21 protein-coding genes, 3 tRNA genes and 1 pseudogene are annotated in these 20,931 nt (G+C 57.2%); 20 read left to right on the forward strand and 5 right to left on the reverse strand.

Going from position 1 to position 20,931, the window contains the following annotated elements; all coding sequences use genetic code 11:
• Positions 1-22: 22 nt before the first annotated feature.
• On the reverse strand, positions 23-1,150 hold the full coding sequence (locus N3G78_06130) for a TRAP transporter substrate-binding protein (GenBank protein MCX8117491.1): 1,128 nt from the start codon (positions 1,148-1,150) through the stop codon (positions 23-25).
• A gap of 152 nt (positions 1,151-1,302) precedes the next feature.
• Here N3G78_06130 and hisC point away from each other — a divergent pair, with 152 nt between their 5' ends.
• From hisC to N3G78_06150, 4 genes are read left to right on the forward strand one after another with little or no spacing between them, the layout of a single operon-like run.
• Positions 1,303-2,397 (forward strand): histidinol-phosphate transaminase, encoded by a 1,095-nt coding sequence (gene hisC / locus N3G78_06135; GenBank protein ID MCX8117492.1) that lies wholly within the window; start codon positions 1,303-1,305, stop codon positions 2,395-2,397.
• 9 nt (positions 2,398-2,406) lie between these two features.
• Positions 2,407-3,675: an imidazolonepropionase gene (gene hutI / locus N3G78_06140; protein ID MCX8117493.1), complete on the forward strand. Its 1,269-nt coding sequence runs from the start codon at positions 2,407-2,409 to the stop codon at positions 3,673-3,675.
• 33 nt (positions 3,676-3,708) lie between these two features.
• Positions 3,709-4,605, forward strand: coding sequence for a glutamate formimidoyltransferase (gene ftcD / locus N3G78_06145; protein MCX8117494.1), 897 nt, complete (start codon positions 3,709-3,711; stop codon positions 4,603-4,605).
• Positions 4,606-4,641: 36 nt separating this feature from the next.
• The gene (locus tag N3G78_06150; protein MCX8117495.1) at positions 4,642-5,250 is read left to right on the forward strand and encodes a cyclodeaminase/cyclohydrolase family protein; all 609 of its coding nucleotides are present in this window, start codon (positions 4,642-4,644) and stop codon (positions 5,248-5,250) included.
• 118 nt (positions 5,251-5,368) lie between these two features.
• Here N3G78_06150 and N3G78_06155 read toward each other — a convergent pair whose 3' ends face one another.
• The 4 genes from N3G78_06155 to N3G78_06170 form a co-directional block, all read right to left on the reverse strand.
• Entirely contained in the window at positions 5,369-5,671 is a 303-nt protein-coding gene (locus N3G78_06155; protein ID MCX8117496.1) for an HU family DNA-binding protein, read from the reverse strand.
• Positions 5,672-5,743: 72 nt separating this feature from the next.
• A tRNA-Gly gene (locus N3G78_06160) sits at positions 5,744-5,819 on the reverse strand.
• Positions 5,820-5,910: 91 nt separating this feature from the next.
• Positions 5,911-6,996 carry a Xaa-Pro peptidase family protein gene (locus N3G78_06165; protein ID MCX8117497.1) on the reverse strand — a complete coding sequence of 362 codons (1,086 nt, stop codon included), beginning with the start codon at positions 6,994-6,996 and terminating at the stop codon, positions 5,911-5,913.
• A complete protein-coding gene (locus N3G78_06170; GenBank protein ID MCX8117498.1) occupies positions 6,993-7,247 on the reverse strand; it encodes a tetratricopeptide repeat protein in 255 nt (84 codons plus the stop codon). Before N3G78_06170 ends, N3G78_06165 begins: the two co-directional genes overlap by 4 nt.
• A 117-nt stretch (positions 7,248-7,364) precedes the next feature.
• Here N3G78_06170 and N3G78_06175 point away from each other — a divergent pair, with 117 nt between their 5' ends.
• The 16 genes and pseudogenes from N3G78_06175 to flhB all read left to right on the forward strand — a co-directional run bounded on the left by N3G78_06175 (position 7,365) and on the right by flhB (position 20,930).
• Positions 7,365-8,519 (forward strand): alanine--glyoxylate aminotransferase family protein, encoded by a 1,155-nt coding sequence (locus tag N3G78_06175; protein MCX8117499.1) that lies wholly within the window; start codon positions 7,365-7,367, stop codon positions 8,517-8,519.
• A 50-nt stretch (positions 8,520-8,569) separates the two neighbouring features.
• Positions 8,570-10,162, forward strand: a complete 1,593-nt coding sequence (gene serA / locus N3G78_06180; GenBank protein ID MCX8117500.1) for a phosphoglycerate dehydrogenase — start codon at positions 8,570-8,572, stop codon at positions 10,160-10,162.
• A gap of 21 nt (positions 10,163-10,183) precedes the next feature.
• Positions 10,184-11,464 carry an adenylosuccinate synthase gene (locus N3G78_06185; GenBank protein ID MCX8117501.1) on the forward strand — a complete coding sequence of 427 codons (1,281 nt, stop codon included), beginning with the start codon at positions 10,184-10,186 and terminating at the stop codon, positions 11,462-11,464.
• Positions 11,465-11,518: 54 nt separating this feature from the next.
• Positions 11,519-11,594 (forward strand) — tRNA-Lys (locus N3G78_06190).
• Positions 11,595-11,615: 21 nt separating this feature from the next.
• Positions 11,616-11,691: transfer RNA gene (locus tag N3G78_06195), tRNA-Glu, on the forward strand.
• A gap of 1,268 nt (positions 11,692-12,959) precedes the next feature.
• A complete protein-coding gene (locus tag N3G78_06200; protein ID MCX8117502.1) occupies positions 12,960-13,451 on the forward strand; it encodes a flagellar hook-length control protein FliK in 492 nt (163 codons plus the stop codon).
• Positions 13,452-13,468: 17 nt separating this feature from the next.
• The gene (locus N3G78_06205) at positions 13,469-14,146 is read left to right on the forward strand and encodes a flagellar hook assembly protein FlgD (GenBank protein ID MCX8117503.1); all 678 of its coding nucleotides are present in this window, start codon (positions 13,469-13,471) and stop codon (positions 14,144-14,146) included.
• A gap of 31 nt (positions 14,147-14,177) precedes the next feature.
• On the forward strand, positions 14,178-15,449 hold the full coding sequence (locus tag N3G78_06210; GenBank protein MCX8117504.1) for a flagellar hook protein FlgE: 1,272 nt from the start codon (positions 14,178-14,180) through the stop codon (positions 15,447-15,449).
• Positions 15,450-15,703: 254 nt separating this feature from the next.
• On the forward strand, positions 15,704-16,216 hold the full coding sequence (locus N3G78_06215; GenBank protein MCX8117505.1) for a flagellar basal body-associated FliL family protein: 513 nt from the start codon (positions 15,704-15,706) through the stop codon (positions 16,214-16,216).
• Positions 16,216-17,196 (forward strand): flagellar motor switch protein FliM, encoded by a 981-nt coding sequence (gene fliM, locus N3G78_06220; GenBank protein MCX8117506.1) that lies wholly within the window; start codon positions 16,216-16,218, stop codon positions 17,194-17,196. Before N3G78_06215 ends, fliM begins: the two co-directional genes overlap by 1 nt.
• A 159-nt stretch (positions 17,197-17,355) precedes the next feature.
• Positions 17,356-17,613, forward strand: a pseudogene (gene fliN / locus N3G78_06225) (flagellar motor switch protein FliN).
• Between the two features lie 5 nt (positions 17,614-17,618).
• Positions 17,619-18,005 (forward strand): flagellar biosynthetic protein FliO, encoded by a 387-nt coding sequence (locus N3G78_06230; protein ID MCX8117507.1) that lies wholly within the window; start codon positions 17,619-17,621, stop codon positions 18,003-18,005.
• Positions 17,995-18,771 (forward strand): flagellar type III secretion system pore protein FliP, encoded by a 777-nt coding sequence (gene fliP / locus N3G78_06235; GenBank protein ID MCX8117508.1) that lies wholly within the window; start codon positions 17,995-17,997, stop codon positions 18,769-18,771. The genes N3G78_06230 and fliP overlap by 11 nt, the downstream gene beginning before the upstream one ends.
• A 13-nt stretch (positions 18,772-18,784) precedes the next feature.
• Positions 18,785-19,054: a flagellar biosynthesis protein FliQ gene (gene fliQ, locus N3G78_06240; protein MCX8117509.1), complete on the forward strand. Its 270-nt coding sequence runs from the start codon at positions 18,785-18,787 to the stop codon at positions 19,052-19,054.
• Positions 19,051-19,860: a flagellar biosynthetic protein FliR gene (fliR, locus tag N3G78_06245; GenBank protein ID MCX8117510.1), complete on the forward strand. Its 810-nt coding sequence runs from the start codon at positions 19,051-19,053 to the stop codon at positions 19,858-19,860. The genes fliQ and fliR overlap by 4 nt, the downstream gene beginning before the upstream one ends.
• A gap of 2 nt (positions 19,861-19,862) precedes the next feature.
• Positions 19,863-20,930, forward strand: coding sequence for a flagellar biosynthesis protein FlhB (flhB, locus tag N3G78_06250; protein ID MCX8117511.1), 1,068 nt, complete (start codon positions 19,863-19,865; stop codon positions 20,928-20,930).
• Position 20,931: the final 1 nt, after the last annotated feature.

Here is a 20,931-nt window from a genome sequence, read left to right on the forward strand (position 1 = left end):
CCCTTGAGTCGGTTGATAGGAATTAAGGTTTGATCACCTTAAAGGGATTGGCCCCTTTCCAGTAGTAGTCAGCGACCATATCATACGGGGGATGGCTCACCTGACGGAAGGGGACCATGCGGTTGGCCCAGGCCTTCTGGGAGGCCAACACCTTGGCAAAGAAGGGGCTCTCCTTCGATTTGCGCTCGGCCAGCCGGTCCCAGGCCTTGAGCATCTCCAAAAGCATCTCCCTCGGCGTCTCCACGACGTTGACCCCGTGTTTGGTCACCATCGTCTCGAGGTCTTTGACGTTCTGTTCCAGATGCTTCAGGGAGAAGTGGAGGGTTTCGGCAAGGCAGGCCCCCCTGACGATGGCCTTCAGATCGGGGGGGAGTTCCTCCCACTTTTTGCGGTTGATGAGGATCTCCATGTTGCCGGTGGGTTGATGGAGGCTCGGCATATGGAAGTACTTGCGAACATTATGGATCCCGATGGACATGTCCGCACTGGGGGAATGGAATTCCGCCCCATCGATCACGCCCCGTTCAAGGGAGGGGACGATGTCGCCACTGGGGAGGATGACCACCGACATTCCCATCTCTTTGAACAATTCGGCGGCCAGCCCTGCGGTGCGGAATTTGACCCCCTTGAATTCGGCCGTGGTCTTCATCGCCTTCTTGAACCAGCCCAGGGGTTCCGGAGGGTCGATGGAGCTCGGAAAGGCGACGACGTCGAACTTCAGCTCCTTCTGAAGGAGCTCGTTGTAGAGCTCGACCCCCCCTCCGATGAAGAGCCAGCTCATGTACTCCTCGTTGCTCATTCCGAAGGGACCGCCGCCCGGGGAGCCGAAGAGGGCGACGGCGGGATGTTTTCCTCCCCAGAAACCTGCCCAACCGTGGCCTGCATCGAGGACCCCTTTGTGGACGGCATCGAGGACTTCAAAGGCGGGGACCACGGCCCCTGCCGGGAGCAGTTCGATCTTCAATCGGCCCCCTGACATCTCCTCGATCCTGGCGACCAGGTCTTTGGGGTTCACGTACTCATAGGCTCCGGAGGTAAAGGCGCTCTGCATCTTCCAGGTGTAGACCTTGGGTTGGGCCGAGGCCGTCCCCTCGAAGCCGAGGATGACCACTAAGAAAAATACCCAGACCAAGCCGACCGATTTCTTCATTCCCAGCACCTCCTCTGAGGAAATTCAATCACCTGTGATTTAATACGTTCGGTTTCGTTTGTCAAATCGCCTCCCAGCCTTTCCTTGACATACCCACCGGATTCATTAAAATGAACACCATGCGACCAATCTCCGAGGGAGGAGAAGGATACGTGAAGATCGAAAGGTTGACGAGGAAAGGCATCCTGAACATCGCCCCTTATATCCCTGGAAAGTCGATCGAGGAGGTCCAGAAGACCTACGGAAAGAAGCGCTGGGTCAAGCTGGCCTCGAACGAGAATGTCTTGGGACCTTCTCCGAAGGCGGTGGAGGCGATTCGGGAGGAACTTCTGAACCTCCATCTCTATCCCGAGGGGCCCTGCCCGGACTTGAGGGCCGCCCTCGCTCGGAGATTTTCATTGTCGGAGAGAGAGGTGGTCATCTCCAACGGTGCGGACAACCTCATCCTGATGATCGCCAACGCCTTCGTGAATGAGGGCGACGAGGTGGTGATGGCCGATCCCACCTTCCCGGTCTATACGAACGTGACCCAGATCATGGGAGGAAGACCCCTCCGGGTAAAGCTTAAGGATTTCACCCACGACCTCGAAGGGATGTTGAGGCGGGTGACCCGGAAGACGAAACTGGTCTTCCTCTGCAACCCGAACAACCCCACGGGCACGACGGTCAGGAAAGACCAGTTCGAGGCCTTTCTCTCGGCACTCCCAGATCGGGTCATCGTCGTCCTCGACGAGGCCTATGGAGAGTTTGTCACCGATCCATCGAGCCCGCGGGGCCTCGACTATTTGTGGAAGAGACCGGTGATCCTCCTCAGGACCTTCTCGAAGGTCCACGGCCTGGCCGGGTTGAGGATCGGGTATGCCCTCGGACGGGAGGACCTCATCGATGCCCTCTACCGTGTGAGAGATCCTTTCCCGGTTAACCGCCTTGCCCAGGTGGCGGCCCTGGCCGCCTTGGGGGATGAGGCCCATGTCCAACGGACCATCCAGATGGTTCGCGAGGGGAGGGAATATCTCTACCAAGGGCTGGATGAGATGGGTCTTCCCTATGTTTCCAGTCAGGCCAATTTCGTCTTCATCGATTTCAAGAGGGATTCGGAAGAGGTCTTCCAGGCCCTTCTCGAGAAGGGCGTGATCATCCGACCGGGAAAGGCATGGGGTTATCCGACCTTTGGAAGGGTGACGGTCGGAAGGAGGATGGAGAATCGCCGATTCCTTCACGCCCTGAAGGACCTTTATGGGCGATAGAGACCGAGGATGAGCGAAAGGCTGATCATCAAGAAGGCGAAGGAACTCCTCACCCTCTCCCCAGCCTTTTCGGACGAATCCGGGCTGGGAATCCTCCGGGATGGCGCCGTGGTTCTCAATCAAGGGAGGATCGAGTGGGTCGGAAGGACGGAGGAGTTGCCCACGGCCCTTTCCAAGGAATCGGAGGGGAGGGTGATCGAGGCCACCGGAAAGGTGGTGATGCCCGGGCTGATCGATTCCCACACCCATCTCGTCTTTGCGGGTTCGAGGGAGAACGAATTTGAACAGAGGATTCGGGGGCGATCCTACCTCGAGATCGCGGCAGAGGGAGGGGGGATCCTTTCCACGGTTGAGGCGACCCGAAAGGCCGCATTCGAAGAGCTTTTCTGGCTGGGGATGAGTAGGCTTGACCGACTTCTCTCGATGGGGGTGACGACGATCGAGGCCAAAAGCGGTTACGGCCTCTCGCTCGAGGACGAATTGAAAATCCTTCGGGTGGTCCGGTCCCTGGCCCGCGAGCATTGGATTGAGATCGTCCCCACCTTTTTGGGGGCCCATGCCCTTCCGCGGGAATACAAGGCCGATCGAAAGGGTTACCTCGATCTTCTGACCAAGGAGATGATCCCCGAGGTGGCCAGGGAAGGCCTGGCGGAGTTCTGCGATGTCTTCTGCGAGGAGAAGGCCTTCACCCTGGAGGAGTCGAGGGAGATCCTCGAAACCGGAAAGCGGCATGGCCTCAAGCCGAAGATCCACGCAGACCAGCTCACCCCCGGGAAGGGCGCGGAACTGGCCGCAGAGGTCGGCGCCTATTCCGCAGATCATCTCGAATACGTGAGCCCTGAAGGGATGGAGCGAATGGCAGAGAGGGGCGTTGTGGCCGTGCTCCTGCCCGGCGCCAGCTTCTCCCTTTCGATGAAGAGGTATCCACCGGCAAGGGAGATGATCGAGAAGGGCCTCGCCGTCGCCCTTTCCACCGATCTCAACCCAGGCTCCTCCATGACCGAATCCCTTCCCCTCATGATGACCATGGGATGCCTCCTCTACCGGATGACCCCTGCGGAGGCGATCAAGGCCGTGACGATCCATGCGGCCAAGGCGATCGATCGGGAGAGGGAGATCGGGAGCTTGGAGCCTGGGAAAAAAGGCGATCTTGTCCTGCTCGATATTCCCAACTACCGATACCTTCCCTATCATTTCGGTGTGAACCATGTCGAGAAGGTGATCAAGGGAGGGCGGGTAGTCTATACGAGGCCCCCTATTTCCGAAAGCAAGGCATGAGGCTTCAAAGGCGGAGAAGGAAGGGAATAGAGGATGAGACTTCTGGAGTGCGTCCCCAACGTGAGCGAAGGAAGGGATGAAGGGAAGATCGCCTCGATGGCGCGGGAGATCACACGGCATCGCGGGGTGAGGCTTCTCGATATTTCTTCAGACCCGGACCATCATCGGAGCGTCTTCACCTTTGTCGGGGAGCCCGAGGGGGTCAAAGAGGCCGCCCTCTCGTTCGCCTTCAAGGCGATCGAGCTGATCGACATGAGGGGCCATCGGGGCGAGCATCCCCGCCTGGGAGCGGTCGATGTCGTTCCCTTCGTCCCCCTTTCGGGCGTGGAGATGGCCGAGGCCGTTGAGATCGCCAGGGAAGTCGGCAGGAGGCTTGGGGAAGGAGGCATCCCGGTCTTTTTTTACGAGGAGGCGGCCTCAAGACCGGAGAGGAAGGAACTTCCCGCCATCCGAAAAGGAGAATACGAGGGGCTTCCCGACAAACTGAGGGATCCCCTCTGGCAACCTGACGAAGGCCCTGCCCAGTTTAATCCGAAGTCCGGGGCCACGGTCGTGGGGGCCCGTTATCCCCTGATCGCCTACAATGTCAATCTCAAGAGTCAGGACCTCTCCTTGGCCAAGGAGATCGCAAGAAAGGTGAGATACAAAGACGGCGGTTTTCCTCGAGTCAGGGCGATGGGCGTAGAGCTGAAGGAGAGGGGATGGGTTCAGGTCTCGATGAACCTGACCGATTACCGGGTGACGAATATTCCGACGGTCTACAATTTTATAGAAGCGGAGGCCCGGAAGCACGGGGTGGAGGTGGCGGGGTCCGAGATCGTGGGGCTCGTCCCCCTTGGGGTCTTGGAGGGTGTGATCCAACATTACCTGAAGTGCCCTGAATTTTCGATCCGCCAGGTGATTGAACAGCGGATCCTCGAGTTCGAATAGGCTTTCTAAATCTTAAAACGATGGGGGAGAGTGAAGATGGACATCGAACAATTTTTGGAGGACCTCGCCTCGGATCGGCCGACCCCAGGGGGAGGGAGCGCCTCCGCACTGGCGGGGGCCCTTTCCGCTGCCCTGGTGGCCATGGTGGCCGGCCTGTCGCTCAGGAAGGACTCGAAGAACCGGAAGGCCATGGCAGCGATCCAGAAGAAGGCCACGGCCCTTCGGAAGCGGCTCTCCTCGGCCATGGTTGAGGATGCAAGGGCCTTCGAGGAGGTGATGAGGGCGTTTCAACTCCCTCGGATGACGGAGAAGGAACGGTCGATCCGGACGAGGGCGATCGAGAAGGCCTACCGGAAGGCCACGGTCACCCCGAAACTCGTATGCGAGCATTCCATTCGGCTCCTCGAAGCTTCGCGATTTCTCATTCACCATGGCAATCCCAATGCGATCAGCGACACAGGGGTGGCGGCCTTCCTTGCCGATGCCGCGCTGGCCGGGGGGTTGCTCAATATCGGGATCAACCTTCCTCCGGTGAAGGACAAGGCCTTTTTGAAGAAGACCCAATCCGAGATGAGGCAATGGGTCAAGCAGCGAAATCGACTGATGAGTGAGATCGTGAGCAGTCTGGCAAAGATTGGGCGTTGAGATTTCGGAAGGACCTGCGTTCCTTCTTGCTCTCTCGAAAAGAGGATAAACGGAAAGCCATTCCCCCGGTTGGAAGAATGGCTTCCGTTTTTTTTAGGGATAGGAAAGTCGCCCGGGACTACTTTTTGGGCGGGACGATGGCGTCTTTACAAGACTTGGCAATCCTCATCTTAACGACGGTCTTCGCGGGGATGTTGATGGGCTGGCCGGTGGCGGGGTTTCGCCCCACGCGGGCCTTTCGCTTCACCAGGACGAGCTTGCCGATGCCAGGAAAGGTGAAGGCACCGGCCTTCTTCGTCTCGCTAATGGCCAAAGCCGCCATCTCATCGATGATGGCTCCGGCCATCTTTTTAGAGAGTTCGAACTTTTTTGCAAAATAGGCCACGATCTGGGACTTGGTAAGGGGTTTCTTAGCTGGCATAGATGTGCCCTCCTCGAAAATTTAATTTTTGATGATTATACCGATCCCGTTCAAAAAAGCAAGAAAAAAATTTGGAGCGGGCAACGGGGATCGAACCCGCGACCCTCGGCTTGGGAAGCCGATGCTCTACCAGCTGAGCTATGCCCGCCTGGAGGTTTCTCGATCCGAAATCCCCCTATGGAGGAAACCGTTGGACTGGAACAATATAAGAAATTCTTCCGCAACGGTCAAGAGGATTTTTAAATCATCGTCAGCTCCCGGGGAAGGGGGGTTAAGACCTCGGCCCCATCCTGGGTGACCAGGACCATGTCCTCGATCCGAACCCCTCCCCAGTTCGGGAGATAGATGCCCGGTTCGACCGTGAAGACCATACCGGCCTGGATCAAACCCATATTTTCTCCGTTCACCACGGGGTCTTCGTGAACCGCAAGGCCGATGCCATGGCCCAATCCGTGGCCGAAATAGTCTCCGTATCCCTGACGTTTGATATGTTCCCTTGCGACCCGGTCGATTTCGGAGAACGGCACCCCGGGCCGGATCGCCTCGATAGCCAGATCGTGGGCTTCTTTGACGATCTGAAAGATCTCCTCCTGTTTTGGATCGGGTCGCCCCCAAACGAAGGTCCGGGTCTGGTCGGCATGATAGCCCTGGAACCTGACTCCGAAATCGACGAGGATCAATTCTCCCCTTAGGATCCGCTTCTGGCTCGCCCTTCCGTGAGGGAGGGCAGATCGACTTCCCGAGGCGACGATGAGGTCGAACCCCGTTCCTTCTGCCCCGTTTTTCTTCATGAAGATTTCCATCTCGAGGGCGAGGTCCCTCTCGGCCACCCCGTCTCTGATTCCCTGGATCATCTGGAGGAAGGATTTCGTCGAAAGATCGATGGCCTTCCTGATGAGGGAGAGTTCTTGGGCATCCTTGATCGCCCTTAAATCTTTCAGCTCCCCTTCGAGGGGGACCATCTCCAATGCGGTTCCCAATCTTTCGGTGAGCGCTCGATAGAAGGAGAGGGGTAGGGAAGGGCCCTCCACTCCCACCCGCTTCAAACCCAGATCAGAGAGGAGGGAAGCGACCCCCTCCAGTTTCTTCTTATAATGGACGATCTTGGCCCCTCTGACCTCCTCTTCGGCCTGGGTCCAGTATCGGGAATCGGTGAGAAAATAAGTCCCCTCGCGATCGATGAGGAGGGCTCCGTCGCTTCCCGTAAAACCACAGCAGTATCGAATGTTCTCCAGGCTGGTGAAGAGGAGCCCCTCGAGCTGGTTCAACCGGAGGATTTCCCGAACCGATTGCTGTCTGGCCTCGAAGGTCGAAGCCTCTATCATCTCTTCTTCCTTTTTTGAATGTTAGAGAGCCACCGTTGGAGGAATTCGATCCTCTCTTTCCTCGAACGGGGAAGGGTTGGGGTCCAAGAGGGAGAGGGATGGGTCAGCCGATTCAGTTCGTCCAGCCGTTGCTGGATTTCAGGATCGGAAGGGTCTTGCTCCGCGAGGATCTCATAGATCTCCCGCGCCTTCTGGAGGTCGCCCTGTGTTCGATAGATCTCTGCAAGCGTCTTCGTCGCGATTTGCACCATGGCCAATAACGGGGTATCATAAACGGGGGAAGGAAGTCAAGCCCTCTCCTTCGAAAGGGGGAAAGTCCTCCAATATTGACATGTCCCCGGATATCCAATAATATATTTCGGCCCATCATGGAGGTTCCTATGGAAAAAAAGTACCTTTTCTCCCCAGGCCCGACCATGCTCCCGCCCGAAGTTCTTCTGAAGATGGCCGAACCCATCATGCATCACCGGGAGCCCGAGTTCGAGAAGATCTACGAGGAGATCCGAAAAGGATTGAAATATCTCTTCCAGACGAAGAACGAGGTCCTCGTGTTTACCTCCTCCGGCACGGGAGCCATGGAGGGAGCGGTCTCCAACCTCCTGTCGAAAGGGGACAAGGCCCTCGTGGTCAGGGGAGGGAAGTTCGGTGAGCGATGGGGAGAAATCTGCAAGGCTTACGGAATCGAATTCGTCCCGATCGATGTGGAATGGGGAAGGGCGGTCGATCCCGAGCTGATCCGGCAGAGACTGGCCTCGGATCCCTCCATCCGGGCTGTGTATACCCAAGCGAGCGAAACCTCCACCGGTGTCAGGCACCCCATCCGTGAGATTGCTCAGGTTTTAAAGGATTACGAAGACAAGGTGATCGTCGTGGATGCGATCACCGCCATCGGTGTCTTCGACCTTCCCATGGATGCCTGGGGGCTCGATGTCGTGGTGAGCGGTTCGCAAAAGGCCCTGATGCTGCCTCCCGGTCTCTCCTTCGTGGCCCTGAGCCAAAAGGCCTGGAAGCTGGTCGAGCGGTCCGATCTCCCCAAATATTACTTCGACTTCAAGAAAGAGTTGAAATCGACGCAGAAGAACCAGAGCTCCTATACCCCGGCCATCTCCCTCTTCGTGGGGCTGAGGGAGTCTCTCCGAATGATTCAAGAGGAGGGTCTCGAAGCCCTCTTCCGGAGGCATGCGAAGCTGGCCAGGGCGACTCGGGAGGCTGTCAAGGCCCTGGGCCTGGAGCTTTACGCTCCGGAATCGCCGAGCGATGCGGTGACCGCGGTCAAAATCCCCGAGGGGATCGATGGGGAACGATTGAAGGATCTCTTCTTCGAGAGGTTCGGGATCACGGTGGCGGAGGGACAGGATCGGGCCAAGGGAAAGATCATCCGTATCGCCCACCTTGGCTATTATGACCGCTTGGACATGGTCATGGTCATCTCCGCGCTGGAGATGCTCTTGAAGGAGATGGGCCATCGCTTCGAATTGGGGACAGGGGTGAGGCGAATGGAAGAGGTCTTCCTGGAACCCTGAGGGGTTTCGAAAAGGGGAGGCCAAATTCCCTCTTTGAGAGGTGAGGCATCATGGACTATAAATGGAAGGTTTTGGTAAGCGATCCCCTATCGAAGAGCGGTCTGGAGATCCTCGAGGCGGCCAAGGAGATCACCTATGAGGTCAAGACCGGCCTTTCGGCCGAGGCGTTGAAGCAGATCATCGGTGAGTACGATGCCATCATCATCCGGAGCGAGACCAAGCTGAAGGCCGATCTCATCGAGGCAGGGAATCGACTCCGGGTGATCGGAAGGGCAGGAATCGGGCTGGACAATGTCGATATCCCGGCCGCGACAAAGAAGGGGATCGTCGTGATGAACACCCCCCAGGAGAATGCCATCGCGGCAGCGGAACATACGATCGCCCTGATGCTCTCCATCGCGAGGAAGATCCCCCAGGCGACCGCCTCGATGAGGGCGGGCAAGTGGGAGAAGAAGAAGTTCATGGGGGTCGAACTCTACCAGAAGACCCTCGGCCTCGTAGGGATCGGGGTCATCGGGACGATCGTCGCCGACCGGGCCAGGGGCTTAAAGATGAAGGTGATCGGTTACGATCCCTACCTGTCTCCGGAGATCGCTGAAAAGCGGGGGGTCGAACTGGTCTCCTTTGACGAGCTGTTAAGACGCTCCGACTTCATCAGCGTCCATACGCCCTTGACCGAGGAGACCCGGAATCTGATCGACCACCGGGCCATCGAGAAGATGAAGCGAGGGGTCATTTTGATCAACTGTGCCCGGGGGGGCATCATCAACGAAAGAGACCTCTACGAGGCCCTCCAGTCCGGAAAGGTCGCAGGGGCTGCCCTCGATGTCTTCGAGGAGGAACCGGCCATCGGAAACCCCCTCGTGGGACTGGAGCAGGTGGTCTGCACCCCTCATTTAGGGGCATCCACGGAGGAGGCCCAAGAGAACGTAGCCATCGCCATCTGCCGACAGGTGGTGGACTACCTGGTCCACGGAGAGATTCGAAATGCGGTCAATATCCCCGCGGTGAGCCCGGACCAGCTTCTCCTGTTGAGGCCTTACCTGAGACTCGGGGAGAAGCTGGGAAGCTTCCTCGGCCAGATCTCCAATTACGCCATCGAGGAAGTCCTGATCGAATATCACGGGGAGATCCTGGCCAACGGGACGAAGCCGATCACCACCTCGATCCTCAAGGGGCTACTCACCCCCTTCGTCGGCGAGACGGTAAATTTTGTCAACGCCCCTGTGATGGCCAGGGAGCGGGGGATTCGGGTGACCGAAATGGTCCGGGAAGAGGCGGAGGATTTCACCACCCTGATCGCCCTGACCGTCAGGTCGAAGATGGAGCAGAACTACATCGCCGGAACGCTTTTCGGAAGGAAGGAGCTGAGGATCGTCAAACTGAACGACTTCTTCATCGAAGCCCTGCCAGAGGGGCACATCCTCCTGATCAGCAATTACGACCGCCCGGGCGTCATCGGAAATATCGGGACGACCCTTGGGAGCAGGGACATCAACATCGCCACCATGCAGTTCGGACGGGATCGAATGGGGGGGAGGGCCATCTCCCTCCTCCATCTCGATTCTCCCCTGCCCCCCGGGATGCTGGGCGAGATCCTGCGGTTGCCCAACATCATCTCCGTGCGCCAGATCGAACTCTAACGAGGAGGAAGAGAGCCAAAGATGGCCAACGTGGTGATCGTCGGGGTCCAATGGGGAGATGAAGGGAAGGGCAAGATCGTCGACCTCCTCACCCGGGATGCGGATATTGTGGTCCGTTTCCAGGGAGGCAACAACGCCGGCCATACGATTGTCCTGAGGGGGGAGAAATTCGTCTTCCACCTGATCCCCTCGGGCATCCTCTACGAGAATAAACTTTGCGTGATCGGAAGCGGCGTGGTGGTCGATCCGGCCGTTTTGATCGAGGAGATCCGGGAGCTCAAACAGAGGGGGTACTTCAAAGAGGATTCCCAGTTGATGGTGAGCGAGGAGGCCCACCTGATCCTCCCCTATCACCGGAGGATCGATCTGGCCAGGGATCGCCTTTTTAAAATCGGTACCACGGGGAGGGGCATTGGGCCGGCCTACGAAGACAAGGTGGCCCGCTACGGGATCCGGATGGTCGATCTGATGGACGAGGAGGTGTTCCGGAAGAAGCTCAAGGCCAACCTGCTCCATAAAAATCTCTATCTCTCCGAGGTGCTCAAAGAGAAGCCCTTCGAATGGTCAGAAATCTTCGACCAGTTCCTCCGGTTCAAGGAGGAGATCGGCCGGTACGTTAAAGACACCACAAGCCTCCTTTACGAAGAGATTCGGAAAGGGAAACACATCCTCTTCGAGGGCGCTCAAGGAGCACTCCTCGATGTGGACCACGGGACCTATCCCTATGTGACGGCCTCCAATACGGTCGCGGGCAACGCCTGCGCCGGTTCGGGCATCGGCCCCACCATGATCGATTCGGTCCTCGGGGTCGCCAAGGCCTATACGACAAGGGTCGGTGAGGGCCCCTTCCCCACCGAGTTGAAGGACGAGATCGGAGAGAGGATCCGGGAGAGGGGAGGAGAGTATGGGGCCACGACCGGAAGGCCGAGACGGTGCGGATGGTTCGATGCGGTGGTCGTCAACCATGCCATCCGGATCAACGGGATCCAGGAGATTGCGATCACCAAGCTCGATGTGCTGAATGAGTTCGATAGGATCAAAATCTGCGTAGGCTACCGGGTCAACGGAAAGGTGATCCACCGCGTCCCTTCCCAACTGGAGCTGATGGAGCGGTCCGAACCGATCTACGAAGAGCTGGAGGGTTGGAAGAGGGACCTCAGGGGGGCAAGGGCGCCGTCCGAATTACCCCTCCAGGCCCAACGCTACCTCCGGAGGATCGAGGAGCTGACCGGGGCCAGGATCACGATCATCTCCGTCGGTTCGGAAAGGGACGAGACGATCGTTGTGAAAAAACCCTTCTGAAGGGGTGCCCATCCCTTGACAAGTTGGAAACCGATCTCTTAATGTAAACCGATAGGGCCGTTAACTCAGGAGGTAGAGTATCTGCCTTTTAAGCAGAGAGTCACTGGTTCGAGTCCAGTACGGCCCACCAGAGAATCAAAAGACCGAAAACGTCCCCATCGTCTAGAGGCCAAGGACACCGGCCTTTCACGCCGGCAACACGGGTTCGACTCCCGTTGGGGACGCCAGAGAAAGGAAAACCCTGACCCTGTTCAGGGTTTTTTTGTGGAAATCGGAAGGAAGAGAGGGGCAGAAAAGGCCGAGGGGAGGAAATTCTTTCCCGAAGCGGGAGGGGTTGGGGATGGGGGAAAAGGCCGAAGAAAAAGGATCTCCTCGATATCACAGAGGAATTAAAAACCGTGGTCCAATGCCCCGCTGGCATAAGGGTTGCTAAACCCATGGGCAAATGTCAGGGCTTCTTCCCATTCTGGATCTTAAAATCGATTTCAACGCGGAAAGCGTCTCTCTTCCGATCCAAGACTTCCTTTGGGAGAGCTTTTATAGCCATCTCCTCATTCGGTTGGTTGTTCCGGAACCGGCTAACGCGTTGGAGCCTTCCGAGCCTCCTGATTCAACCTCTAAACCGGCCCCTTTGCCCTCTCCTCCCATAACGCCCTTTTTTAATCCATCCTCACCCATAGTGAAAGAGATGGTTTCACCCCCTCAAATGGCCATCGTTGGCCCAGGGGATGAGGGAATTACCGTTTCTCCTCTGTTATATGGGGAGAAAGCGGCTTGGCCTTCCGAACACCTCTCAAGGGAAGGAGCTCCAGCAGATCTTGACGGAGCAAAGACCTTGGGCCTCCCATTCAACTCAGCTCCCCCTTCTTCCAAGGAGTGGGGGGAACCGCTTGCCCTGCCATTAGACCGCGTTCAGAAGGGAGGACCTCCGCCCTTTAAATACACCCCTATTGTTGAAGAAGGGGTGGCCCATCCACCCACTGTTGCCCCTGAGAACCCGAACCACTCCGTTTTAAGGCCACCAGAGTCTCATCCTTGGCCGGAGATCGACCTTTCGGACAAAAAGGCCGTGTTCCTAAAAGAAACGGGAGAGAAGACGGTGGAGGCGGTGAAGGGGGAAGATTTTCCCATCCCGCCCGAACCCCCACCGAGGGGCGAAGGGGAGGCATGGAGAAGGCCCGATCTTCTCGGGGAGAGACCTCAACGTGAAATCAATCAACTTGAAATAAATTTGGAGGATGACGGAGGCCCCCCAAAGGGATCGAACGCTGGGTTCGAGACGGATCGGAAGGGACGATCGGAGGCCCCTTCCCTCCGACCGATCCTCCATCTCAAAAGGGATGAAGTTTTTCACCTCGAGCCATCCGAAAGCGAGGGAGTTAACAGAGGGGAGGCTTTTAATCCTCTCCTCGGAGGGGGGCACGAGAAGGTGGGTTTGCCGAAGGAATCTTCTTCCCTTTCCACTCCCCCCTTGTCCCCGGAAAAAATCCTCTCCGTGAAAGAGCCCCCCTCCATAGGAGGAGCCAAACCGGTTCTGTATCACACCTCCCATGGGACCGATATGCTGGAGAGGATCGGTAGGACGGTCGCCTGGGCGGTACGGAAGGGCGAGGAAAGGATCGAGATGAGGCTTGAGCCTCCCGAGCTCGGCCCCCTTTTGATCAAAATCACGAGGGAGAAAGATCTCCTGAGGGCCACCTTCTGGACCGAAAACCAATCGGTGAAAGAGTTGCTCGAGGCCCAGCAAGCCGAATTTCGCCGAATTCTGGGAGAAGATGGGCTGAGATTGGAGAGGTGTGAGGTCTTTCTCGAGCCCGATCTAACTCAGATGGAGGAGCGGCAGGGGTTTTCCTTCCGCGAAACTCCCTGGCAGGAGAGAGAGACGAACGAGGAGGAGAACTTTCGAGGGGGGCAATCCGTGCAGGCCCCTGTGGTGGAAAGGCCTCGTTCATCAAGCGGCCATGGTCGAATCGACCGAATCGTCTAAAGGGAAGGAGGATGTCCATGAGTATCCCTTCGGTTTCGCCGGCCAACCAAGCCAAACAGATCCCTCAGGCCTCCCATTCCGGTAAGGAGAGGACGAGCCTCGGCCAGCAGGATTTTTTAAACCTTTTCATCACCCAGCTGAAGAATCAAAACCCCCTTAACCCCTTGGACCATTTCCAGATGGCTTCCCAACTCGTCCAGTTTAATCAACTCGACCTCCTTGTCCGGCTCCACCAATCGATGGAGACCACGAACGCTTATCAGTCCTCCATCCACGGACTGCAGGCCGCCCACCTGATTGGAAAGAGGATGGCCTTCGAAACTTCCCACCTCTTCCTCAAGGACGGAAGGGCCTCCGAAGGAAGCTATCAGCTTTCAAGGCCCGGGTGGGTGCGCATCGAGATTCACAACGAGATGGGACAGCTCGTCCGAATCCTCGAGGAGGGGTTCAAGGGTACCGACAGACAGACATTTGTCTGGGATGGAAAATCTCAAGGAGGGTTGAGTCAGCCTGACGGGAAATACTTCTTCAAGATCCTTGCCGTGGATGATCGGGGGGGGCCGATCCCTGTAGATCGCTCGAGGCTCGAGACGATCACCGGGGTCCAATTTGACAACGGGACGATCTATCTCTTCGGAGGATCCGAAAGGGTTTCGCTGAGTGAGGTCAGGGCGATCCTCAACGGGTCACAATAGGAAATCCATTAAAGGAAAGGAGGTTTTCACCATGTCCATTACATCGTCCTTTTATTCGGGACTTTCGGGGCTCGACAGCCATGCGACGGCCATGCGCGTCATCGGAGACAACATCGCCAATCTCCACACCACAGGGTTCAAAAGCAGCACCGCCCATTTCGAAGATGTCCTCGGAGTTTCGCTCACCGGCGTCTCAGGGGGAAACCAAACCGGAGCCGGAGTGAAGGTGGCGACCGTGGATGCCAACTTCATCCAAGGTTCGTTGATGACGACAGACGTCTCCACCGATGTCGCCGTCAACGGAAAAGGGTTTTTCATCGTGGAGGATCCCCTTTCAGAGGAGATGTTCTATACCCGGGCCGGCCATTTCCATATCGACAACCAGGGCTACTATGTGAATAATCTCGGTTATCGTGTCCAGGGATATCTCTACGATAGCACGGGCACGAGCCTCATCGAGACGCTCTCCGATATCCAGATTAACATGAACAGTATGGTTCCTCCCCGGGTCACCAGCCTGGTCAACATGGTGCTCAACCTGAACGCCACCGAATCGAGTCTCACCTTCGACCCCAACAACCCGTCTCGAACGTCCCATTTTTCCACGGCCCTCAATATCTATGACTCCCTTGGCCAATCCCACCAGATTCGGGTCTATTTCACCAAAACCGCCGATCAGACCTGGCAATGGAACGCCCTGATCGACGGCGCCGATGTCGAGGGCGGGACCCCGGGGGTTCCTGTGGCCTATGGATCTGGCAGCTTGAACTTCGATACAGACGGACAGTTGACCACAGGGATGCCGGTCGATTTTTACGTGGCTCAGAACCCACCCATCACCTTCGCCAACGGTTTGACCCCGCCTCCGACAAGGGTGGATTTTACCGGGACGACCCAATACGGTTCTCCGTCTGCCATCCAGGTTCTGTCCCACGATGGATATGCGGCCGGGACGGTCTCTGGGGTAAGCATCGACGAGGAGGGCAATATCATTGCCAGCTATACGAATGGGACGAGGCGTAAGATCGCCTGCCTCGCCCTGGCCGATTTTCCCAATCTCAACGGCCTGACCCGAAAAGGGGCCAACCTCTTTCAGGCGACCACCGCCTCCGGAGAACCCCTCTTCAACCGGCCCAAGGTGGGGGGGATGGGAACGATCTCTGCTTCCATGCTCGAGGAGTCGAATGTAGATATGGCTGCCGAATTTATCAAGATGATCATCATTCAGAGAGGCTATCAGGCCAATACCAAGGTGATCACCACCACGGACGAGATGCTTTCCCAGTTGATCAATATCCGATAGCCTAATTGGTGATTACGTTGGAGGGGGGAGGAAGGCCTTCCCTCCTCCCGACCCCCGCATAGCATGAGCCCCCTCCATTCTGTCAAACCATTGACGAAAAGCCTGAATCTTGACGGCCTCCTCTTTTCTCCCGCCCATCGGCAGTTGTGAAAAATTCAATCTTCTCAGAGGATTAAACAGTTTCCAGACCATTTCATCCCTTGGCATAACAGTTGCTCTTTCCCTCTTCAAAAATCGATCCCGGACCTCAAAAGATGGCAGAAGAGAAAGAGAAGGTAAAAGAGGCCGATTCAGCGGCCAAAGGGGCTAAAAAAGGGAGTAAGTTGCTCCTCCTCGTCGGGATCTTTGGCCTCTTGATCGTGGTTGCGGTCGGAGCGGTGGTCTTTCTGGCGCCCTCGCTCTTGCCCATCAAGGGGAAGAAGGGAGAGGAGTCGAGCCTCGAAAAAGGGTCGGGGAGTCCCTCCCAGGGCCATCTCTACAGCCTGGAGTCGATGATCGTCAATCTGGCCGACACCGATTTTCCCAGGTATCTGAAGGTCAAGATCGACCTCGAAAGTGACTCTTCGAAGCCCCAGGAGGAGTTTGAAAAGCGTCTTCCGCAGTTGAAGGACCTGCTTCTGAGCATCCTGACGAGCAAGACCTATGCGGAGATCGCCGATGCCTCCGGGAAGATGAGGTTGAAGGAGGAAATCCTCCAGCAAGCCAACCAAGTCTTCAGCACGCTGAAGATCAAGACCGTCTATTTTACTGAGTTCGTGGTTCAATAATGGCACCCGAAAAGATTCTGTCCCAGGAAGAGATCGATGCCCTCTTGAGGGGGATGGAGAACGGGGAGGTGGCCGCTTCGCCGGAACCCGTCGAGCGGTCCGATCTCAGGCTTTATGACTTTGCCAACCAGGACCGGGTCATCCGTGGCCGAATGGCCAGTCTCGAGGTGATCAACGATCAATTTTGCAGGCTCTTCCGGGGAAGCCTCTCGACCGCTTTACGAAGGGAGGTCGATATCGTTCCGAAGAGTATCGAGATGAAGAAATTCGGGGAGTTCATGAAGACCCTTCCCCTCCCCAGCAGCCTCCATGTCTTTCGCATGGATCCCCTCCGGGGATACTCCGTCCTCTCCTTGGAAGCCAAACTGATCTTTACGCTTCTCGATATTTTTTTCGGGGGGACCGGAAAGACCCATTATCGGGTGGAGGGAAGGGAGTTTACGGCCATCGAATTGAGGCTGATTCAGAAGATCGTTTCCTTGGTATTCGCCGACCTTCAAAAGGCCTGGAACCTGGTGCACCCGATCACCTTTCAGCATGTCCGAAGCGAGATCAACCCCCAATTCGTCACCATCGTCCCCGGCAGCGATCTCGTGGTCCAGGTCCCTTTCGAGGTGGAGCTGGAGCAGGCGATCGGAGAGATCCTCCTCTGCATCCCCTACGCGGTGATCGAACCGATCAAAGAAAAACTTTACGCCGGCTTCCAGAGCGACCAGCTGGAGGTGGACCAGACCTGGATCTCGAGGCTTTTCGAAAGATTGCAGGGGGCCGAGGTGGAGGTCAGGGTGGAACTGGGACGGTCGAGGGTGAGGGTTCAAGATCTGTTGAATTGGAAGGCGGGTGACGTGATCCCCTTAGACCAGGACCCTGCAAGCCCCCTTATCGTCGAAGTGGAGGGGGTCCCGAAATTTTTGGCGAGGCCAGGGATTTTAAAAGGGAACAAGGCGATCCAGATCGAAGGGAGGATAAATTCGGCTTAAGGCCTCTATGAGCCCAAAGGCCGGCCCCGATCTGGCCATCATTCCATGATCAAGGAGGGAAGGAGGTCTGCGATGGAGCAGGAGGGACAGAAGGTCCAGGAGACCATGGGTCGGGAGTTAAAGTTGAGCGAGGAGGGTTCTTCCCCTAAGGCCCATCCCAATCTCGATTTCATCCTCGATATTCCCCTGGAGGTCTCCGTGGAGTTAGGTCGGACGAAGATCCTGATCGGTGACCTCCTCCAGCTGGGCCAGGGATCGGTGATCGAACTCTCCAAACTGGCCGGAGAACCCTTGGAGATCCTGGTGAATCAGAAGCTGGTGGCCCGTGGGGAGGTGGTGGTTGTCAACGAGAAGTTCGCCGTCCGACTGACCGACATCATCAGCCCCGCCGAGAGGGTAAAACAGTTAGGGAGTTGAGGAAGATGACCTGGGCCATTGTAAAGATGATGCTCGTCTTGGGAGGGATGCTCGTTTTTCTCTTCCTTTTGAGCGGGTTCCTGAAGAGGGGGCGGGCTCGCTTCGCGGGATCGGTGCCTCATCCGGAGGTCCGGATCTTGGCCACCCAGTGTCTTGCGCCCCAGAAGTACCTCTCCCTGGTGGAGATCGGTGGAGAGGTCCTGGCCCTGGGGATTTCGGATGCGGCCATCACCCTTCTCACCAAGATCGAAAACAGGGAGTGGATCGACCGGCTGGTGATCCCCGAAGAGAAGAAACCGCCTGGGCCCCTTTCCCATCCTTCCCTTCCGCCCCTTTTCCAGAAACCCGGGGAAAGAAGGAGCAGGTGGACGAGGTGGATTTATGGGACGTAAGGCAGGAGCCATCTTTCCTCTTCTCTGCGGGATCTGCATCCTCCTTTTCTTCCTCCTCCCCTCGGAGGTCGCAGGCCAATCCTCCCCCCTCACCTTTCCCACCCTTAAGATCGGGGTCGAGGGCTCGAAAAAGGGAGGGGATGCCTCGGTGGCCATCCAGATCCTGTTTCTGCTGACCGTTCTCACGCTGGCCCCCGCCATTTTGATCATGATGACCTCCTTCACCCGGCTGATCATCGTCTTCTCCTTTTTAAGAAATGCGATCGGAATCCATCAGATGCCCCCCAATCAGGTCCTGATCGGCCTGTCGCTCTTTCTCACCTTCTTCATCATGAGTCCGGTCTGGCAGGCCATTAAAGAGAACGCCTATCTCCCCTACATGGAGAAGAAGCTCTCTCAGGAGAAGGCCCTCGAGGAGGCCATCAAACCGATCCGCCAATTCATGTTCCGGCAGACCCGGGAGAAGGACCTCGCCCTCTTCGTCAGCCTCTCCAAGATGCCGAGGCCGAAAAACATGGAGGAGGTCCCTACGGCCGTTCTCCTTCCGGCCTTCATGATCAGCGAACTGAAGACCGCTTTCCAGATGGGTTTCGTCCTGTTCATTCCTTTTTTGGTGATCGATATGGTGGTCTCGAGCATCCTCTTATCGATGGGCATGATGATGCTCCCTCCGGTGATGATCTCCCTTCCTTTCAAGATCCTTCTCTTCGTCCTGGTGGATGGGTGGCATCTCATCGTGGGTTCCATCGTGAAGAGTTTTTATTAGCGGGATTGCGCCCATGAATACGGAGTTGGTGCTCCACCTGGCCAAAGAGGCGATCGAGATGACCCTCTTTCTCTCCCTTCCCATCATGGGGGTGGGGTTGGTGGTGGGATTTCTCATCAGCCTCTTCCAAGCCGTCACCCAGATGCACGAGATGACCCTCTCCTTCGTTCCAAAGATCGTGGCCGTTTTGGTCAGCGTCCTCTTTTTGGGGCCGTGGATGCTTCAGAAAATGGTCACCTATATGGAAGGGTTGCTGACCCAGTTGCCTGGATGGGTGCGATGAGCGGAGAAATTCATCTGGTCAACGATCTCTCTCGGTGGACCCTCCCCATGGTCCAGCAGTGGCTCTTCGTGGTGGTGCGGGTCGCCCCCATCGTCTTCCTGATGCCCCTCTTTCAATCGCGGAATGTGCCGCAACGGGTGAAGGCGGCCATCACCCTGATCCTCAGCCTGGTTCTTTTTCCCTCCGTCGCGATCGAGGAGACGGCCTTTCCGAGCGAGCCCGTGGGTTTCGGGCTCCTCGTCTTCTCCGAGATGGCCATCGGATTGGTCTTGGGGCTTTCGATCCGCATGGTTTTCGCTGGGCTCCAGCTGGCGGGTGAGATCGCGGGCACCCAGATGGGGTTCGGAATGGCCAGGGTGATGGACCCCCAGTTCGGATCGGAATCGACGGTGATGACCGAATTTTACTTTCTGATCGGGCTGCTCCTCTTTCTCTCCGTCGATGGCCATCACTGGTTTTTCCGGGCCTTGGCCCAAAGCTTCCAACTCATCCGGCCCGGCGGGATCCATCTCCAAGAGGGCCTCTTCGATCAGTTTCTCCGGCTCTCCGGGAGGATGTTCGTCCTGGCGATCCAGATCGTGGCCCCCCTCTTGGCGATTTTGCTGTTGATCAAGATCGCCCTGGGGATCATCGCCCGGACGATGCCCCAGATGAATTTATTGATGGCCAGTTTTCCTCTGACGATCGGGCTGGGGTTGATCATGATCGGCCTCTCACTGGACCTTTTCTGGGTAAGCCTGGGAAAGTGGATGGATGAGTCGGGCCGGAGGTTGGTGACCACCCTCTTGCCCCTCATGAAGGAGTGACCATGGCGGAGGAGTCCTTTTCGGAACGGACGGAACAGGCGACGCCGAAGAAGCGGGAGGAGGCCCGGCGAAAGGGCCACGTGGCCAAGAGCCGGGAGATCCCCTCGGTCGCTCTCCTCCTCGGAGGAGGTTCCTTCCTCGTCCTCCTGGGCTCCTATGTTTGTCGCCACCTGTCCGACCTCATGGTCCTCTCTTTTCAAAGGGTCGGGGCCAGGACCTTCTCCTCGGAGGCCGTTCTCCTGATGAGCGAAGAGGTGGTTCGATCCGTCTTGACGATCCTCCTCCCCCTCCTCACCGTGCTCCTTTTGATCTCGGTCGGAAGCCATTACGTCCAGAGCGGAACGTTGATCACGGCCGAGGCGTTGAAGTGGGATTGGAACCGACTGAATCCGATCGCCGGATTGAAGCGCCTCTTATCGAAGCAATCGGTGGCGGAGCTTTTCAAATCGATCTTCAAATTGATCATCATCGGTGGGATGGCCTACCTGACGATCCAAAAGGCGCTGCCCGATCTTCTCCTGCTCATGGATCGATCGCCCGAGGCCATTTTTAGTTCGGTGGGGTCCCTCGCCTGGGGCCTCCTGCTCCGGACGGGCGCTCTGATGGGCCTCTTGGCGGGTTTGGATTACCTCTTCCAACGATGGACCTATGAGCGAAATCTTCGGATGACGAGGCAGGAGGTGAAGGAGGAGTTCAAGCAGACCGAGGGCGATCCGATGGTCAAGGCGCGGCTCCGGAGCCTCCAGCGCCAGATCGCCCGGAGGAGGATGATGGCGGAGGTGCCGAAGGCCGATGTCATCATCACCAACCCCACCCACCTGGCCGTTGCCCTCCTCTACCGAATGAAGAAGATGGAAGCCCCCAAGGTGGTGGCCAAAGGTTCGGGATGGATCGCCGAAAAGATCGTCGAGATCGCCCGACATCACCAGGTCCCGGTGATCGAGAACCCCCCCCTGGCCCGACTCCTCTATAAGACGGTCGAGGTGGGGCAGATGATCCCTTCCCAGTTTTACCAGGCCGTGGCCGATATTTTGGCCTATGTCTATCGCTTGAAGAACCGGAGAGGTTGAG

Source organism: Thermodesulfobacteriota bacterium (genome assembly GCA_026415035.1).
Lineage (GTDB): Bacteria > Desulfobacterota > BSN033 > BSN033 > UBA1163 > RBG-16-49-23.

Coding starts and splice junctions, on each gene's coding strand:
- N3G78_06130 (MCX8117491.1), bottom strand. CDS start 1,150: ATGAAGAAATCGGTCGGCTTGGTCTGGGTATTTTTCTTAGTGGTCATC.
- hutI (MCX8117493.1), top strand. CDS start 2,407: ATGAGCGAAAGGCTGATCATCAAGAAGGCGAAGGAACTCCTCACCCTC.
- ftcD (MCX8117494.1), top strand. CDS start 3,709: ATGAGACTTCTGGAGTGCGTCCCCAACGTGAGCGAAGGAAGGGATGAA.
- N3G78_06150 (MCX8117495.1), top strand. CDS start 4,642: ATGGACATCGAACAATTTTTGGAGGACCTCGCCTCGGATCGGCCGACC.
- N3G78_06155 (MCX8117496.1), bottom strand. CDS start 5,671: ATGCCAGCTAAGAAACCCCTTACCAAGTCCCAGATCGTGGCCTATTTT.
- N3G78_06165 (MCX8117497.1), bottom strand. CDS start 6,996: ATGATAGAGGCTTCGACCTTCGAGGCCAGACAGCAATCGGTTCGGGAA.
- N3G78_06170 (MCX8117498.1), bottom strand. CDS start 7,247: ATGGTGCAAATCGCGACGAAGACGCTTGCAGAGATCTATCGAACACAG.
- N3G78_06175 (MCX8117499.1), top strand. CDS start 7,365: ATGGAGGTTCCTATGGAAAAAAAGTACCTTTTCTCCCCAGGCCCGACC.
- serA (MCX8117500.1), top strand. CDS start 8,570: ATGGACTATAAATGGAAGGTTTTGGTAAGCGATCCCCTATCGAAGAGC.
- N3G78_06185 (MCX8117501.1), top strand. CDS start 10,184: ATGGCCAACGTGGTGATCGTCGGGGTCCAATGGGGAGATGAAGGGAAG.
- N3G78_06205 (MCX8117503.1), top strand. CDS start 13,469: ATGAGTATCCCTTCGGTTTCGCCGGCCAACCAAGCCAAACAGATCCCT.
- N3G78_06210 (MCX8117504.1), top strand. CDS start 14,178: ATGTCCATTACATCGTCCTTTTATTCGGGACTTTCGGGGCTCGACAGC.
- N3G78_06215 (MCX8117505.1), top strand. CDS start 15,704: ATGGCAGAAGAGAAAGAGAAGGTAAAAGAGGCCGATTCAGCGGCCAAA.
- fliM (MCX8117506.1), top strand. CDS start 16,216: ATGGCACCCGAAAAGATTCTGTCCCAGGAAGAGATCGATGCCCTCTTG.
- N3G78_06230 (MCX8117507.1), top strand. CDS start 17,619: ATGACCTGGGCCATTGTAAAGATGATGCTCGTCTTGGGAGGGATGCTC.
- fliP (MCX8117508.1), top strand. CDS start 17,995: ATGGGACGTAAGGCAGGAGCCATCTTTCCTCTTCTCTGCGGGATCTGC.
- fliQ (MCX8117509.1), top strand. CDS start 18,785: ATGAATACGGAGTTGGTGCTCCACCTGGCCAAAGAGGCGATCGAGATG.
- fliR (MCX8117510.1), top strand. CDS start 19,051: ATGAGCGGAGAAATTCATCTGGTCAACGATCTCTCTCGGTGGACCCTC.
- flhB (MCX8117511.1), top strand. CDS start 19,863: ATGGCGGAGGAGTCCTTTTCGGAACGGACGGAACAGGCGACGCCGAAG.